A 15,953-nucleotide genomic window follows, 5' to 3' on the forward strand; every position below is an offset into this window, starting at 1 on the left:
TGTCTGACGCGCTCGCGCGCCGCCGTCATGCCGCGTCGGCCTGCGCGAAATCGGGCAGTGCCACGATGCGGGCAAGATGATGATCGGTGTCGCCGAGCGTCGTCTCGATGATCGACAGCCGCTTGAACAGGTGCGCGGCGGCTACCTCGTTGGTCACGCCCATGCCGCCGTGCAACTGGACGGCCTGCTGGCCGACGAAGCGCGCGGCCGCGCCGACGCGCGCTTTCGCGGCCGACACGGCCTTGCGTCGCGCATCGGCATCGCCGCTCGCGTAGCGCACCGCCGCCAGGTAGGTCAGCGAACGCGCCTGCTCGGCATGGATCAGCATGTCGACCATCCGGTGCTGCAGCGCCTGGAAACGCGCGATCGGCACGCCGAACTGCTCGCGCGTCTTCGTGTATTCGACCGTGGCGCGATTCAGTTCGTCGAGCGCGCCGACCGCTTCCGCGCACAGCAGGAACGTCGCGTAATCGGCAACCTGCTCGAGCGCCGCCGCGTCGCGTGCGCCGCCCGTCAGCAGTCGTGCAGGCGTCTCGTTGAACTCGATCGTCGCGGCACGCTGGCCGTCGATGGTCCGGTAGTCGACCACCTTCGTGTCCGCTGCATCCCGTTCGACGACAAAGAGGCCGATGCCGCCGCCGTCGACGCGCGCAGGCACGATCCACGCGTGCGCCTGTGCGCCGTGCTGAACGACCGACTTGGTGCCGGTCAGTCGATACGTGCCGCCCTGCTCGTGTGCGTGAGTGTCGAGCTCGAACAGGTCGTAGCGCGCATGCGGTTCGTGGAACGCAACCGCCAGGCGCTTTTGCCCCTGCGCGACCGCCTCCAGCAGCGCGGCATCCTCGCCTGCGCCGGAGCCTGCGATGCGCAGCGCCTCGACGCCGACCGCCGTTGCCCAGTACGGCTCGATCACGAGCGCGCGGCCGAGCGCCTGCATCACGACCAGCATGTCGACCGGGCCGCCGCCGAAGCCACCCTGTGCGTCCGGCACCGGCAGTGCGGTCAGCCCCAGTTCCGCGAACGCGCTCCATTGCGTGTCCGACACGCCCGTGTCGCTGCGCACGATTGCCTGACGCGCATCGAAGCCATATTGCTCGCCGAGATAACGGTGCAGCGCGTCGGCGAACTGCTGCTGCTCATCGGTAAAGCTGAAATCCATGGTTGTCTCCGCTCCCGTTCCGTGATCACAGACCCAGAATCATCTGCGCGATGATGTTCTTCTGGATCTCGTTCGAACCGCCGTAGATCGACGTCTTCCGGTAATTGAAGTAATACGCGGCAAGCGGCGCTGCATCGTCGTCGCCCGCGATGCTGTGCTCGCGCTCGCCGTCGAGGAACGGCACGTCGAACGGCGCGGCGAGCGGACCGATCGCATCGACCATCAACTCGGTGAGCGCCTGCTGCACTTCGGTACCCTTGATCTTCAGCATCGACGCCTCGGGGCCCGGCCCCTTGCCGCTCGTCTCGCGGCTGACCACACGCAGCACCGTCACTTCGAGCGCCATCAGTTCGACTTCGAGCGCCGCGACCTTCGCGGCGAATACGGGATCGGCAAGCAACGGCTTGCCGTTCTTGCGCTGGTTCGACGCCACGCGCTTCAGGAACGCGAGTTCGCGCTTCGACGCGCCGACGCGTGCGATGCCGGTGCGCTCATGGCCAAGCAGGTATTTTGCGTAGGTCCAGCCGCGGTTCTCGTCGCCGACGAGATTCTCGACCGGTACCTTCACGTCCTCGAAGAACACCTCGTTGACCTCGTGGTCCTCGTCGAGCATGACGATCGGGCGCACCGTAATGCCGGGTGTCTTCATGTCGATCAGCAGGAACGAGATGCCCTCCTGCTTCTTCGCGTCCGGATCGGTGCGCACGAGGCAGAACATCATGTCGGCGTACTGGCCGAGCGTCGTCCAGGTCTTCTGGCCATTGACGACGTAGTGGTCGCCTTGGCGCTCGGCGCGCGTGCGCAGCGACGCGAGGTCGGATCCGGAACCCGGCTCCGAGTAGCCCTGGCACCACCAGTCCGAGCCGTCGAGAATGCGCGGCAGATAGTGACGTTTCTGCGCTTCGCTGCCGTATTTCATCAGCACCGGCGCGACCATCGACACGCCGAACGGCAGCACGGTCGGCGCACCGATCCGCGCGCACTCCTCATCCCAGATGTGTCGCTGCGTCGCGTTCCAGCCCGGGCCGCCGTATTCGACCGGCCAGGCAGGCGCGGACCAGCCGCGCTGGCCGAGAATCCGGTGCCAGCTCGCGAAATCCTCGCGGTCGAGTCGTTTGTGATCGAGTACCTTGGCGCGCAGTGCGTGAGGCAGGTTGGCCTCGAGCCAGGCGCGAACGTCGACGCGGAACGCGTCGTCGGCGGGGGAATAATCCAGATCCATGCGCAGTGTCTCCTGTCGACCGGAGTTAGCGCTTTAGCGGTTACTCCGGTCCCATGCAGACGCTCGCCACGGCCGTCCGGCCGGGCAAGGATCCACTGCGTACGTCATTGCAGCGGTTCTTTCAGCGCGGCGGGAATCGGCAGCGGCATCACGTCGATGCCTTCTTCGACCAAGGATTGCGCATCTTCCGGCGTGGTGACGCCACGGATGCTGCGTGCCGGCGCCTCGTTGTAATGGATGCGCCGCGCTTCCTCGGCGAAGCGCTCGCCCACGTTCTCGGTCTTCTCCAGCACCTCGCGCAGCGCGCGCATCACCTGCGCCTGCAGCGCACGCGGATCGGCCGGCTGTGCCTGCGTCGCGCCCGACAGGTTCAGGCGCGGCGCCGACGGCAGACGATTGACCTCGGTCGTCCCGCACACCGGACATTCGACCAGCTTGCGGGACAACTGCGCTTCGAATTCATCGGCGGAAGCGAACCAGCCTTCGAACCGATGACCGTGCGGGCACTGTAAATCGAGGACCTTCATGCTGAATCAGGGCGTGTGGCGAGTGTAGCGCAAAAACAGGTTTTGTGAACGATCGTGCTAAATCCCGATCGCGCGACGCGGAAGCGCCGCGTCACCGGATTGTAACGCGGCGCCCCACCCGCCGCTGACGCCGGGCTCAGGGCGTCAGGACCGGGCCGAGCGGCCAGGTGCCGGACAGCACCTTGTCGAGCCACATCGTGCCGATGATCGTCTTCACGTCGGAGATCTGCCCCGTGCGCACCCATTCCTGCAGGTCGGCTTGCGTCGCGGTGAAGGTTTCGAGGAATTCGCCTTCGTCGAGCTTGCGCTCGCCCGCGGTCAGCCCGCGCGCAAGGTACAGGTCGATGAATTCGGTCGAATAGGAAATGATCGGGTGAATGCGGGCCAGGAACACGTATTCGCGTGCCGTGTAACCCGTTTCCTCGCGCAGTTCGCGCACCGCGCACGCGAGCGCGCCTTCGTTCGGGTCGAGCTTGCCGGCCGGAAATTCGGCCATCACCTTGCCGATCGGGTAGCGAAACTGGCTTTCCATCAGCACGCGGCCGTCGTCGAACAGCGGGATCACCATCACCGCGCCCGGGTGCTGCACGTATTCGCGCAGGGCCTTTTTGCCGTCCGGCAGGCGGACGGTGTCGCGCTTGAGCTTGAGGAACGCGCCGTCGAAGATCGCCTCGCTCTCGAGGCAGGTTTCGGTCAGTGCGGCGTCGTGATTGGGTAGTTCGGCCATCGGCGGCTCCAAGATTGAGCGCGACGGCCGGAGCCGTCAGCGTCGTTTGACGAGATACTGGAACGTGAAGCCGGGAAACGCGAACACGATGAAAAGACTGAACGTGATCGCGTAAAACTGCCAGCCCTGTTCGAAGCGGTTGCCGGCGCGCGACTCAAGCCAGAAGCCGAGCGCACCGACGACGAAATACAGCACGATCAGCTCGCCGATCCGCACCCACGCGCTCTTCTTCGCCGCGCCGAACGGCACGACGGCGAAGAGGCGTTGGTTCAGGAACGGCAGGTTGGCGCACACGAGCGCCAACAGCACGATAAACCAGCCGGCTGCCGACATTACAGCGGCAGCGTGTGACGGATTGCCTGCAGGCAGGCCGTCAGCAGCGGGCTCGGAATCAGGCCGAGCACGACGACCGCAAGGCCGTTCAGCACGAGGATCGTGCGCTTGCAGAAATCGCCCGAGATCGGCGTCGAATCCTGCGGCGCATCGAAGTACATCAGCTTCACGATACGCAGGTAGTAGAACGCGCCGAACAGCGACGTGATCACGGCCAGCACGGCCAGCCACGTGAGACCCGCGTTGACGGTCGCCTCGAGCACGGCAAGCTTCGCGTAGAAGCCGACGGTCGGCGGGATGCCTGCCAGCGAGAACATCATGACCATCATCACGAACGCGAACACCGGGCTGCGCTTGTTGAGGCCCTTGAAGTCGTCGATCGTTTCGGCTTCGAAATCGCGGCGCGCGAGCAGCATCACCACGCCGAACGAGCCGAGCGTCGTGATCAGGTAGACGATCGCGTAGAACATCGCCGAGCTGTATGCGTTCGCCGGTGCCGCCGCGTCGCCCTTCACGATGCCCGCGAGCAGGCCGAGCAGCACGAAGCCCATGTTCGAGATCGCCGAATACGCGAGCATCCGCTTGATGTTGCGCTGGACGATACCCGTGATGTTGCCGACGATCAGCGACAGCGCGGCGAGGATCACGAGCGCGGTCTGCCAGTTCTGTGCGAGCGGCAGCAGGCCCATCACCAGGAAGCGCAGGCCCCACGCGAACGCGGCAACCTTCGGGCCGCCGCCGACGAACAGCGTCATCGCGGTCGGTGCGCCCTGGTAGACGTCCGGCACCCACATGTGGAACGGCACGGCGCCGAGCTTGAACGCGATACCGGCGACGATGAAGATCACGCCGAACATCAGCACGGCTGCGTCGGTGTTGCCGCCGACCGCCTTGTACACCTCGCCCAGCTCCAGCGAGCCGGTCGCACCGTAGAGCATCGAGATGCCGTACAGCACGAAGCCCGACGCGAGCGCGCCCAGCACGTAGTACTTCATCGCGGCTTCGCTCGACTGCGCGGCGTCGCGGCGCAGCGCGATGACCGCATACAGCGACAGCGACATCAGTTCGAGACCGAGGTACAGCGTCAGGAAGTTGTTGCCCGACACCATGACCAGCTGCCCGAGCAGCGAGAACATGCCGAGCAGGAACACGTCGCCGCGGAACATGTCGCGATCTTCGAGGTACTTGCGCGAATAAACGAGCGAGACCGCAAAACCGAACGACACGACCGCCTTCATCATGCTCGCGAACGAGTCGACGACGATCATCTTCGAGAAGAAGTAGTACTGCTGCGGGTCGAGCGCCTGCACGGCGAACCACACGCCGGCGACGACCGACGATACGACCGCGATCAGATAGGTCAGGCGGCGGCCTGAGGCACCGGTAAAGGTGTCGTTCAGCCATGCGACGACGATGGCAGCCATCACCAGCGCGTCAGGCAACAGGACATTCATAGGAGCGTTCATGATCTTGAGTTCCTCCGCTCGCGATTACTGCGCCAGCGGCAGCTTGGACTGCGCGACATGGGAGAGGAGGTTTTCCACGGAAACGTGCATCACGTCGGTGAAAGGCTTCGGATACAGGCCCATCAGCAGCGTGAACGCGGCAAGTACGGCCAGCATCACGAATTCGCGACGGCCGATATCCTTCAGCTTGGCGACGTGATCGTTCGCGACCGCGCCGAAGTACACGCGCTTGTACATCCACAGCGTATAGGCCGCGCCGAGGATCAGCGTGAACGCCGCGCCGAATGCAATCCAGAAGTTGTACTGGACGGCCGCGAGAATCACCATGAACTCGCCGACGAAACCCGAGGTACCCGGCAGGCCGCAGTTGGCCATCGAGAACAGCATCGCGAACGCCGCGAACTTCGGCATCACGTTGACGACGCCGCCGTAGTCGGCGATCTGGCGCGAGTGCACGCGGTCGTACAGCACGCCGATGCAAAGGAACATCGCGCCCGACACGAAGCCGTGCGAAATCATCTGGATGATCGCGCCTTCGACGCCGAGCTGGTTGAAGATGAAGAAGCCGAGCGTGACGAAGCCCATGTGCGCGATCGACGAATACGCGACCAGCTTCTTCATGTCGGCCTGCACCATCGCGACGAGGCCGATGTAGATCACCGCGATCAGCGACAGCGTGATCACGACGGGGGCCAGGAAATGGCTCGCGTCAGGCGTGATCGGCAGCGAGAAGCGCAGGAAACCGTACGCGCCGAGCTTCAGCATGATCGCGGCCAGCACGACCGAGCCGCCCGTCGGCGCTTCCACGTGCGCGTCCGGCAGCCAGGTGTGCACCGGCCACATCGGCACCTTCACCGCGAACGCAAGGAAGAACGCTATGAACAGCAGGATCTGCGGCGTCATCGCGATCTTCGCGTTCTGCCACGTCGCCAGGTCGAACGAATGCGTTTCCGTGTACAGGTAGATCAGTGCGACCAGCATCAGCAGCGAGCCGGCCAGCGTGTACAGGAAGAACTTGAATGCCGCATACACGCGGTTCGGGCCGCCCCACACGCCGATGATGATGTACATCGGGATCAGGGTCGCCTCGAAGAACACGTAGAACAGCAGGCCGTCGGCCGCCGAGAACACACCGATCATGATCCCGGACAGGATCAGGAAAGCCGCGAGGTACTGCGCGACGTTCTCGGTGATCACTTCCCACGCGGAGATCACGACGATCACCGTGATCAGCGCGGTCAGCACGACGAACCACATCGAGATGCCGTCGACCCCGAGGTGATACGAGATGTCGAAGCGTTCGATCCAGGTCGACTTCTCGACGAACTGCAGCGCGGCCGTGCTCGAATCGAAGCCCGTGATCAGCGGAATCGTGACCGCGAGGCCGAGCAGCGAACCGATCAGCGCGACCCAGCGGGCCGTCCCCGGATTTTTGTCGTTACCCACCGCAAGCACGAGGAGGCCGAAAACGATCGGCAGCCAGATCGCGGTACTCAGAATCGGAAAAGCGTGCATTAAGTTGTCCCCCCGCCTTATTTGCCGCCGAGCGTTACAAACAGGGTCAGGAGCCCCAGCATGCCGATGATCATGGCGAACGCGTAGTGATAGATGTAACCGGATTGGAGGAAGCGGATCACGCTGGCGAACCAGCCGATGAACCGCGCGCTGCCGTTGACGAGGCCGTCGATCACCACGACGTCACCCTCCTTCCACAGGCCGCGGCCGATCGCCACCGAACCGCGGGCGAACACCACCTCGTTGATCTTGTCCATGTAGTACTTGTTGTCGAGCAGCGTGTAGATCGGGCCGAACGCGCGGCGGATCGACGCCGGCAGCTCCGGACGCTTCAGGTACAGGAACCATGCGACGACGACACCGGCGAGCGCGAGCCAGACCGGCAGGCCCGACACCGAGTGCAGGCCCATGCCCACCCAGCCGTGGAACTCCTCGGCCATCTCGGCCAGTGCCGGATGGTTTTCGCCGATGAAGATCACCTTGTCGAACGCCACGCCGTGCGCGAAGAAGTCGCCGAACAGCATCGGGCCGACCGCGATCGCACCGATGATCACCGACGGGATCGCCAGCAGGACGAGCGGCACCCACACGACCCACGGGGTCTCGTGCGGCTCGTGCGCGTGGTCGTCATGACCGTGGCCATGGCCGTGGTCGTCGTGGCCGTGCGCGGCCGCCATGCCCATCGGCGATTCCGGATGCTTCGGCTTGCGGAAACGCTCTTCGCCGTGGAACACCAGGAAGTACATGCGGAACGAGTACAGCGCCGTGACGAACACGCTCGCGACGACCGCGAAGTACGCGAAGCCCGAACCCGGCAGGTGCGACAGCTTCACCGCGTCGATGATCGAGTCCTTCGAGTAGAAGCCCGAGAAGAACGGCGTACCGATCAGCGCGAGCGAGCCGACGAGCGACGTGATCCACGTGATCGGCATGTACTTGCGCAGGCCGCCCATGTTGCGGATGTCCTGGTCGTGGTGCATGCCCATGATCACCGAGCCCGCGCCGAGGAACAGCAGCGCCTTGAAGAACGCGTGCGTCATCAGGTGGAACAACGCGACCGGGTAAGCGGACACGCCGAGCGCGACGGTCATGTAGCCGAGCTGCGACAGCGTCGAATACGCGACCACCCGCTTGATGTCGTTCTGGATGATGCCGAGGAAGCCCATGAACAGCGCCGTGATCGCGCCGATCACCATGATGAACGACAGCGCGGTGTCCGACAGCTCGAACAGCGGCGACATGCGCGCCACCATGAAGATGCCGGCCGTCACCATCGTCGCCGCGTGAATCAGCGCCGAGATCGGGGTCGGGCCTTCCATCGAGTCCGGCAGCCACACGTGCAGCGGGAACTGAGCCGATTTACCCATCGCGCCGATGAACAGGCAGATACAGGCGGCGGTCAGCAGGCCCCAGTCGGTGCCCGGGAAGTGCAGGCTCGCGAGCTCGGCGCGCTTCGCGAACACTTCGCCGTAGTTCATCGAGCCGGCGAACGCGAGCAGCAGGCCGATGCCGAGCAGGAAGCCGAAGTCGCCCACGCGGTTCACGAGGAACGCCTTCATGTTCGCGTAGATCGCGCTCTCACGCGTGAAGTAGAAGCCGATCAGCAGGTACGACACCAGACCCACCGCTTCCCAGCCGAAGAACAGCTGCAGGAAGTTGTTGCTCATCACGAGCATCAGCATCGAGAACGTGAACAGCGAGATGTACGAGAAGAAGCGCTGGTAGCCGTCTTCTTCCGCCATGTAGCCGATCGTGTAGATGTGCACCATCAGCGAGACGAAGGTCACGACGACCATCATCATCGCGGTCAGCGAATCGACGAGGAAGCCGACTTCGAGCTTCAGCGAGCCGACGTTCATCCATTCGTAGACGGTCGCGTTGAAGCTCGCGCCGCCCATCACGTCGAGGAAGACTTTCGCCGACAGGAGGAACGCGATCATCACGCCGAGGATCGTGATCCGGTGTGCGCCCTTGCGCCCGACTGCGTTCCCGAACAGCCCCGCAATCAGCGAGCCGGCCAGCGGAGCGAGCGGAATCGCCAGCAGCAGGTTTTCATTGAGTGTCGTTGACATAACAGCGTAGCCTGAGATTAACCTTTGAGCTGATCGAGATCCTCGACATTGATCGTGTCGAGCTTGCGGAACAGGGTCACCAGAATCGCGAGACCGATCGCGGCTTCCGCTGCGGCGACAGTCAGCACGAAGAACACGAAGATCTGGCCGTGTATATCGCCGAGATAGTGCGAGAACGCGACGAAGTTGGTGTTCACCGCCAGCAGCATCAGTTCGATCGCCATCAGGATGATGATGATGTTGCGGCGGTTCAGGAAAATCCCGACGATGCTGATCGCGAACAGAATCGCGCCGAGCACGAGGTAATGAGCAAGAGTCAACATGGTTTTCTTTTCTCCGCTTAGCCGTTGTTGCCCGAACCGGCTTCGCTCTGCGCCGCTTCCGGCTCCGGCTTCTCGGCGTCCATCTTCACGAGGCGCACGCGGTCGTCGCGGCGCACCTTGACCTGATCCGACACACGCTGGCGCTTGCTGTCCTTGCCCTTGCGCTCGGTCAGCCCGATCGCGGCAATGATCGCGACCAGCAGCACGAGGCCGGCGATTTCGAACGCGAAGATGTAGTCGGTGTAGATCACCTTGCCGATCAGTCGCGTGTTCGACCAGTTGGCCATTTCGCCCGTCGCCATCGCGTGCACGGTGTGCGTGTCGCCGTAGCCGCGCCACAGGATCAGCGCGGTCTCGATCACGATGATCGCGCCGACCACGGTCGCCATCGGCACGAAGCGCTTGAAGTCGCGACGCAGGTAGTCGATGTTGATGTCCAGCATCATCACGACGAACAGGAACAGCACCATCACGGCGCCCACGTACACCAGCACCAGCAGGATCGCGAGGAACTCCGCTTCCAGCAGCATCCAGATCGCGGCGGCATTGAAGAACGCCAGCACAAGGAAAAGCGCAGACGCCACCGGGTTGCGCGAAGTGATCACCTTCAGCCCTGATACCACCAGGAGCAGCGCGAAGATGTAGAACAGTACGGTCGTGAATTCCATGATTACCGGTTCATCGTTAGGCCATAGTCAGGCGCGGCTTGCGGGACGCCCGCACCCGTCGCGGCGGCTGGCCCGTGCTTCGGGCCGGCACTGCAAACACAATCAACGATACGGCGCGTCGGCAGCCTTTGCCGCAGCGATGTCCTTCTCGTAGCGATCGCCCACCGCGAGCAGCATTTCCTTCGTGAAATACAGGTCGCCGCGCTTTTCGCCGTGGTACTCGAGAATCTGCGTCTCGACGATCGAATCGACCGGGCAGCTCTCTTCGCAGAAACCGCAGAAGATGCACTTCGTCAGGTCGATGTCGTAGCGCGTCGTGCGGCGCGTGTTGTCCGCGCGCGTTTCCGATTCGATCGTGATCGCCATGGCGGGGCACACGGCCTCGCACAGCTTGCACGCGATGCAGCGCTCTTCGCCGTTCTCGTAGCGGCGCAGCGCGTGCAGCCCGCGGAAGCGCGGCGAGATCGGCGTCTTCTCTTCCGGGAACTGCACGGTGACCTTGCGCTTGAACGTGTAACGACCGGTCAGCGCGAGCCCTTTCAGCAGCTCGGTCAGGAAGAAGGTCTTAAAGAAGTGTTGGATAGCCGTCATGATTTCGTCCGATCTTTACTTCACCCAGATGTTGAGCGGCGACATCATCCAGAAGCCGACCACGATCACCCAGATCACCGTGACGGGCAGGAACACCTTCCAGCCCAGGCGCATGATCTGGTCGTAACGGTAACGCGGGAACGTCGCACGGACCCAGATGAACACCGACAGCAGTGCGAAGACCTTCAGCACCAGCCAGAAGATGCCCGGAATGAACGACAGGAACTCGAACGGTGCATCCCAGCCGCCGAGGAACAGCGTCGCAGCCAGCGCCGAGATCACGATCATGTTGATGTACTCGGCGAGGAAGAACAGCGCGAACGCCATGCCCGAGTAATCGATCATGTGACCCGCGACGATCTCCGACTCCCCTTCCACCACGTCGAACGGGTGACGGTTCGTTTCGGCGATGCCCGAGATGAAGTAGACGACGAACGCCGGCAGCAGCGGCAGCCAGTTCCACGACAGGAAGTTCACGCCGTGGCCCGCGAAGAAGCCGTGCTGCTGCGAACCGACGATTTCCGACAGGTTCAGGCTGCCGGCCGTCATCAGCACCAGCACCAGCGCGAAGCCCATCGAGATTTCGTACGAAACCATCTGCGCCGCGGCGCGCATCGCGCCGAGGAACGCGTACTTCGAGTTCGATGCCCAGCCCGCGAGAATCACCGCGTACACGCCGATCGACGAGATCGCCATCGCGTACAGCAGGCCCGCGTTCACGTTCGCGAGGACAGCTTCGGCCTGGAACGGGATCACGGCCCACACCGCGAACGCCGGCACGACGGTCATGACCGGCGCGATCAGGTACAGCCACCGGCTGGCCGCGCTCGGCTGAATGACTTCCTTCAGCAGCAGCTTCAGCACGTCGGCGATCGGCTGCAGCAGGCCGCCGGGGCCGACGCGGTTCGGACCGAGACGCACGTGCATCCAGCCGATCAGCTTGCGTTCCCACAGAATCAGGTACGCGACGCACAGCAGGATGACGACGGAGACGACGAGGATGCGCACGATTGCCCACACCGTCGGCCACGCGAAGCCGAGAAGCTGGGATCCGCCCGCGTTGATCGTATCGAACAAGCTCATTTACGCCTTCTCCACCACCAGTTCACCGGACAGGCTGCCGAGCGCTGCGCCGGCAGGCGTTGCCGCCGACACGCGAACGACCGTCTCCGCAAGATTCGCGTCGCGCACGGCCGGCAACTGCACCGCACGCTCGCCCTGGCGCACGCGCACGGCGTCGCCTTCCTTCAAGCCCAGCTTGTCGAACAACGCGGCCGGCAGGGCTGCGGCATTCGCTGCCTTCGCGGCGACCGTCAGGTGCAGTGCACCTGCGCGGCGCACGAGCGCGTCGGCGTGATAGATCGGCACATCGGCGAGGCGCTCGAAGCCGCCGTTCGCGGCATTCGCTGCGGCACGCGCCGGCGCGACCGATGTCTGGTTCGACAGACGGCCGGCAACCCCTGCGTCGCCGAGCGCCGCGAGACGCACTTCTTCCGCCGTCTCGTATTCGAAGTTCGGCAGGCCGAGCAGGCTGCCGAGCACGCGCAGCACCTTCCAGGCCGGACGCGTGTCGCCGAGCGGGCGCACGACGCCGTTGAAGCTCTGCACGGTGCCTTCCGCGTTGACGAACGTGCCGGCCGTTTCCGTGAACGGTGCAACCGGCAGCAGCACGTCGGCGTAGTCGAGGCCGTGCTTGAACGGCGACATCACGACGACCATTTCCGCCTGGTTCAGCGCGGCAAGCGCCTGCGCCGGATCGGCCGTATCGAATTCCGGTTCGATGTTCAGCAGCACGTAGCCCTTGCGCGGCTGCGCGAACGCTTCGCGTGCATTCAGGCCGCCGTCGCCCGGCAGCGCGCCGACGACGTGCGCACCGACCGTGTTCGCCGCTTCCGTCAGGAAGCCGAACGTGGCGCCGGTGTTGTCGGCGATCCACTGCGCGACAGCGTGCAGCTTCGCGAATTCCGGATGGCGGACCGCGACGTTGCCGAGCAGCACCGCGCGGCGTTCGCCGTTTGCGAGCGCTTGAGCGACCGTCTGTGCAGCCGGCGATGCGGTGACGCCCGCGAGCGTGTCGGGCAGCGCGACGCCGCGCAGTTGCGCGACGGCTGCGGCGATGCCGGCCAGTTCGTCGAGCCATGCCGACGGCGCGGCGACGATGCGCTGCGCGGTCGGGATCAGTGCGTCGTCACCGGTCGCGTGCAGGAAGTGCAGCTTCGCACCATTCTTCGCGGCCTGGCGCAGGCGGGCGGCGAACAGCGGGTGGTCGCGGCGCAGGAACGAACCGATGACGAACGCGGCGTCCACGTTCGACAGGTCGGCGATCGGCATGCCGAGCCACGGTGCGCCCTGGACCGGCGCCGAGAAATCCTGCTGACGCAGACGGAAATCGACGTTCGGCGTCTTCAGTTCGTTGGCGAGCTGCTTCACGAGGAACAGCTCTTCAGCGGTGCTGTGCGCGCTCGCGAGCATCGCCAGCGCGTTCGCGCCGTGATCCGCGGCGATGCCCTTCAGGCCCTTCGCGACGTATTCGAGCGCGGTCTGCCAGTCGGTCTCGATCCACTGGCCGCCCTGCTTCAGCATCGGCTTCGTCAGGCGCTCTTCGCTGTTGAGGCCTTCATACGAGAAGCGGTCCTTGTCCGAGATCCAGCATTCGTTGATGGCTTCGTTCTCGAACGGCAGCACGCGCATCACGCGGTTGTTCTTCACCTGCACGACGAGGTTCGCGCCGACGGAATCGTGCGGGCTCACCGACTTGCGGCGCGACAGTTCCCAGGTACGGGCGCTGTAGCGGAACGGCTTGCTGGTCAGCGCGCCGACCGGGCACAGGTCGATCATGTTGCCCGACATTTCGGAGTCGACCGTCTTGCCGACGAACGTCGTGATTTCCGAGTGCTCGCCGCGGCCCAGCATGCCGAACTCCATCACGCCGGCGATTTCCTGGCCGAAGCGGACGCAGCGCGTGCAGTGAATGCAGCGCGACATTTCTTCCATCGAGATCAGCGGGCCCACGTTCTTGTGGAACACCACGCGCTTCTCTTCCGCGTAGCGCGACGACGACTTGCCGTAGCCGACCGCCAGATCCTGCAGCTGGCATTCGCCGCCCTGATCGCAGATCGGGCAATCGAGCGGGTGATTGATGAGGAGGAATTCCATCACCGACTGCTGCGCCTTCACAGCCTTGTCGGACTGCGTGTGGACGATCATGCCGGCCGACACGGGGGTCGCGCAGGCAGGCACGGCCTTCGGCATCTTCTCGACTTCGACGAGACACATCCGGCAGTTGGCCGCAACCGACAGTTTCTTGTGATAGCAGAAGTGAGGAATGTACGTATCCGCCTTGTGCGCAGCCTGGATCACCATGCTGCCTTCGGGCACCTCGACCTTCTTGCCGTCTATTTCAAGTTCAACCATGATGGTGAATGGTCCTTAACCTATTTCCGCTCGTTCGCGCGTTCGCCCGACCGTGCGCTCAAATTCCGCAACCGGGTGTTTCGCTTCAGGCTGCCGCAGCCACATGCGGCGCGTGGCCGCCGACCATGCAGTGCTTGTGCTCGACGTGGTACGCGAATTCGTCCCAGTAGTGCTTGAGCATCCCGCGCACCGGCATCGCCGCCGCATCGCCGAGCGCACAGATCGTGCGGCCCATGATGTTCTCGGCAACCGAGTTCAGCAGGTCCAGATCTTCCTGACGGCCTTCGCCGTGCTCGATACGGTTCACGACGCGATACAGCCAGCCGGTGCCTTCACGGCACGGCGTGCACTGGCCGCACGATTCCTCGTAGTAGAAGTACGACAGGCGCAGCAGCGAGCGCACCATGCAGCGCGTCTCGTCCATCACGATCACCGCGCCGGAACCGAGCATCGAGCCCGCCTTCGCGATCGCGTCGTAATCGAGATCGGTCTGCATCATGATGTCGCCCGGGATCACCGGTGCCGACGAACCGCCCGGAATCACGGCCTTGATCTTCTTGCCGCCGCGCATCCCGCCGGCGAGCTCCATCAGCGTCGCGAACGGCGTGCCGAGCGGCACTTCGTAGTTGCCCGGACGCTCGACGTCGCCCGACACCGAGAAAATCTTCGTGCCGCCGTTGTTCGGCTTGCCGATCTCGAGGTAATTCTGCGGCCCGATGGACAGCAGGAACGGCACCGCGGCAAACGTCTCAGTGTTGTTGATCGTGGTCGGCTTGCCGTACACGCCGAAGCTCGCCGGGAACGGCGGCTTGAAGCGCGGCTGGCCCTTCTTGCCTTCGAGCGACTCGAGCAGCGCCGTTTCCTCGCCGCAGATGTACGCGCCGTAACCATGGTGCGCGTGCAGCTGGAACGAGAATTCCGAGCCCATGATGTTGTCGCCGAGGAACCCGGCTGCGCGTGCTTCATCGAGCGCGGCCTCGAAGCGTCGATACACTTCGAAGATTTCGCCGTGGATGTAGTTGTAGCCGACGGTGATGCCCATCGCGTATGCGCCGATGGCCATGCCTTCGATCAGCGCGTGCGGGTTCCAGCGCAGGATGTCGCGATCCTTGAACGTGCCCGGCTCGCCTTCGTCCGAGTTGCAGACGAGGTACTTCTGCCCCGGGAACTGGCGCGGCATGAAGCTCCACTTCAGGCCGGTCGGGAAGCCCGCACCGCCACGGCCACGCAGGCCCGACGCCTTCACGTCGGCGATCACCTGCTCGGGCGTGATCTTTTCTTCGAGAATGCGGCGCAGCTGCTTGTAGCCACCGCGCGCAACGTAGTCTTCGAGATGCCAGTTCTCGCCGTTCAGACCAGCGAGGATCAGCGGTTTGATGTGACGGTCGTGGAGGGACGTCATTTCGAGAGCTCCTCAAGCAGCTGGTCGATCTTCTCGCGGCTCATGAAGCTGCACATTCTGTGATTGTTCACCAGCAGCACCGGCGCATCGCCGCACGAGCCCATGCATTCGCCTTCCTTCAGCGTGAACTTGCCATCGGGCGTGGTCTCGCCGAAGCCGATGCCCAGCTTCTGTTTCAGGTAGTCGGCAGTCGCTTCCGCGCCGCCGTCCGGACCCAGCTGGCACGGCAGGTTCGTGCAAAGCGTGATCTTGTGCTTGCCGACCGGGTTGAGCTCGTACATCGTGTAGAACGTCGCGACTTCCTGCACGGCAACGGCCGGCATGCCGAGATAGTCCGCAACGAACTGCATCAGTTCGGGCGACAGCCAGCCGTGCTCTTCCTGAGCAACGGCCAACGCCGACATCACGGCGGACTGTTTCTGATCGGCGGGATACTTCGTCAACGCTCGATCGATTTCCTTCAGGCCTTCAGCTGAGATCATTTTCAGACACGACTCTTTCAATTCCTACCGAACGAACAACCTGCCGCACACT

Annotated in this window: 15 protein-coding genes; all 15 read right to left on the reverse strand. The window is 64.0% G+C overall.

Annotated features, from left to right (window positions below):
• Nucleotides 1-25 precede the first annotated feature (25 nt).
• Complete coding sequence (locus ACN22W_RS12560) at nucleotides 26-1,159, reverse strand: acyl-CoA dehydrogenase family protein (protein ID WP_419684602.1); 1,134 nt, start codon at nucleotides 1,157-1,159, stop codon at nucleotides 26-28.
• 25 nt (nucleotides 1,160-1,184) lie between these two features.
• A complete protein-coding gene (locus ACN22W_RS12565) occupies nucleotides 1,185-2,381 on the reverse strand; it encodes an acyl-CoA dehydrogenase family protein (RefSeq protein ID WP_419684604.1) in 1,197 nt (398 codons plus the stop codon).
• A 104-nt stretch (nucleotides 2,382-2,485) separates the two neighbouring features.
• A complete protein-coding gene (locus ACN22W_RS12570) occupies nucleotides 2,486-2,908 on the reverse strand; it encodes a DUF1178 family protein (protein ID WP_006478278.1) in 423 nt (140 codons plus the stop codon).
• Between the two features lie 136 nt (nucleotides 2,909-3,044).
• Nucleotides 3,045-3,635: an NUDIX domain-containing protein gene (locus ACN22W_RS12575; protein ID WP_048249375.1), complete on the reverse strand. Its 591-nt coding sequence runs from the start codon at nucleotides 3,633-3,635 to the stop codon at nucleotides 3,045-3,047.
• A gap of 36 nt (nucleotides 3,636-3,671) precedes the next feature.
• The gene (locus ACN22W_RS12580) at nucleotides 3,672-3,968 is read right to left on the reverse strand and encodes a DUF2818 family protein (protein WP_034184896.1); all 297 of its coding nucleotides are present in this window, start codon (nucleotides 3,966-3,968) and stop codon (nucleotides 3,672-3,674) included.
• Entirely contained in the window at nucleotides 3,968-5,422 is a 1,455-nt protein-coding gene (gene nuoN / locus ACN22W_RS12585) for an NADH-quinone oxidoreductase subunit NuoN (protein WP_193099487.1), read from the reverse strand. Before nuoN ends, ACN22W_RS12580 begins: the two co-directional genes overlap by 1 nt.
• 36 nt (nucleotides 5,423-5,458) lie before the next feature.
• Complete coding sequence (locus tag ACN22W_RS12590; protein ID WP_129512601.1) at nucleotides 5,459-6,949, reverse strand: NADH-quinone oxidoreductase subunit M; 1,491 nt, start codon at nucleotides 6,947-6,949, stop codon at nucleotides 5,459-5,461.
• A gap of 17 nt (nucleotides 6,950-6,966) precedes the next feature.
• On the reverse strand, nucleotides 6,967-9,021 hold the full coding sequence (gene nuoL, locus ACN22W_RS12595) for an NADH-quinone oxidoreductase subunit L (protein WP_129512602.1): 2,055 nt from the start codon (nucleotides 9,019-9,021) through the stop codon (nucleotides 6,967-6,969).
• Nucleotides 9,022-9,038: 17 nt separating this feature from the next.
• Nucleotides 9,039-9,344: an NADH-quinone oxidoreductase subunit NuoK gene (gene nuoK / locus ACN22W_RS12600; protein ID WP_048249367.1), complete on the reverse strand. Its 306-nt coding sequence runs from the start codon at nucleotides 9,342-9,344 to the stop codon at nucleotides 9,039-9,041.
• A gap of 17 nt (nucleotides 9,345-9,361) precedes the next feature.
• Nucleotides 9,362-10,012 (reverse strand): NADH-quinone oxidoreductase subunit J, encoded by a 651-nt coding sequence (locus tag ACN22W_RS12605; protein WP_048249365.1) that lies wholly within the window; start codon nucleotides 10,010-10,012, stop codon nucleotides 9,362-9,364.
• Between the two features lie 102 nt (nucleotides 10,013-10,114).
• Nucleotides 10,115-10,603 (reverse strand): NADH-quinone oxidoreductase subunit NuoI, encoded by a 489-nt coding sequence (nuoI, locus tag ACN22W_RS12610; RefSeq protein ID WP_014896508.1) that lies wholly within the window; start codon nucleotides 10,601-10,603, stop codon nucleotides 10,115-10,117.
• A 15-nt stretch (nucleotides 10,604-10,618) separates the two neighbouring features.
• Nucleotides 10,619-11,686: an NADH-quinone oxidoreductase subunit NuoH gene (gene nuoH, locus ACN22W_RS12615; protein ID WP_129512604.1), complete on the reverse strand. Its 1,068-nt coding sequence runs from the start codon at nucleotides 11,684-11,686 to the stop codon at nucleotides 10,619-10,621.
• Nucleotides 11,687-14,017, reverse strand: coding sequence for an NADH-quinone oxidoreductase subunit NuoG (nuoG, locus tag ACN22W_RS12620; protein WP_419684610.1), 2,331 nt, complete (start codon nucleotides 14,015-14,017; stop codon nucleotides 11,687-11,689).
• 85 nt (nucleotides 14,018-14,102) lie between these two features.
• The gene (gene nuoF, locus ACN22W_RS12625; RefSeq protein ID WP_048249360.1) at nucleotides 14,103-15,419 is read right to left on the reverse strand and encodes an NADH-quinone oxidoreductase subunit NuoF; all 1,317 of its coding nucleotides are present in this window, start codon (nucleotides 15,417-15,419) and stop codon (nucleotides 14,103-14,105) included.
• The gene (nuoE, locus tag ACN22W_RS12630; RefSeq protein WP_006750460.1) at nucleotides 15,416-15,901 is read right to left on the reverse strand and encodes an NADH-quinone oxidoreductase subunit NuoE; all 486 of its coding nucleotides are present in this window, start codon (nucleotides 15,899-15,901) and stop codon (nucleotides 15,416-15,418) included. Before nuoE ends, nuoF begins: the two co-directional genes overlap by 4 nt.
• Nucleotides 15,902-15,953 lie beyond the last annotated feature (52 nt).

The sequence above is a fragment of the Burkholderia theae genome, from assembly GCF_048565265.1.
GTDB lineage: Bacteria > Pseudomonadota > Gammaproteobacteria > Burkholderiales > Burkholderiaceae > Burkholderia > Burkholderia theae.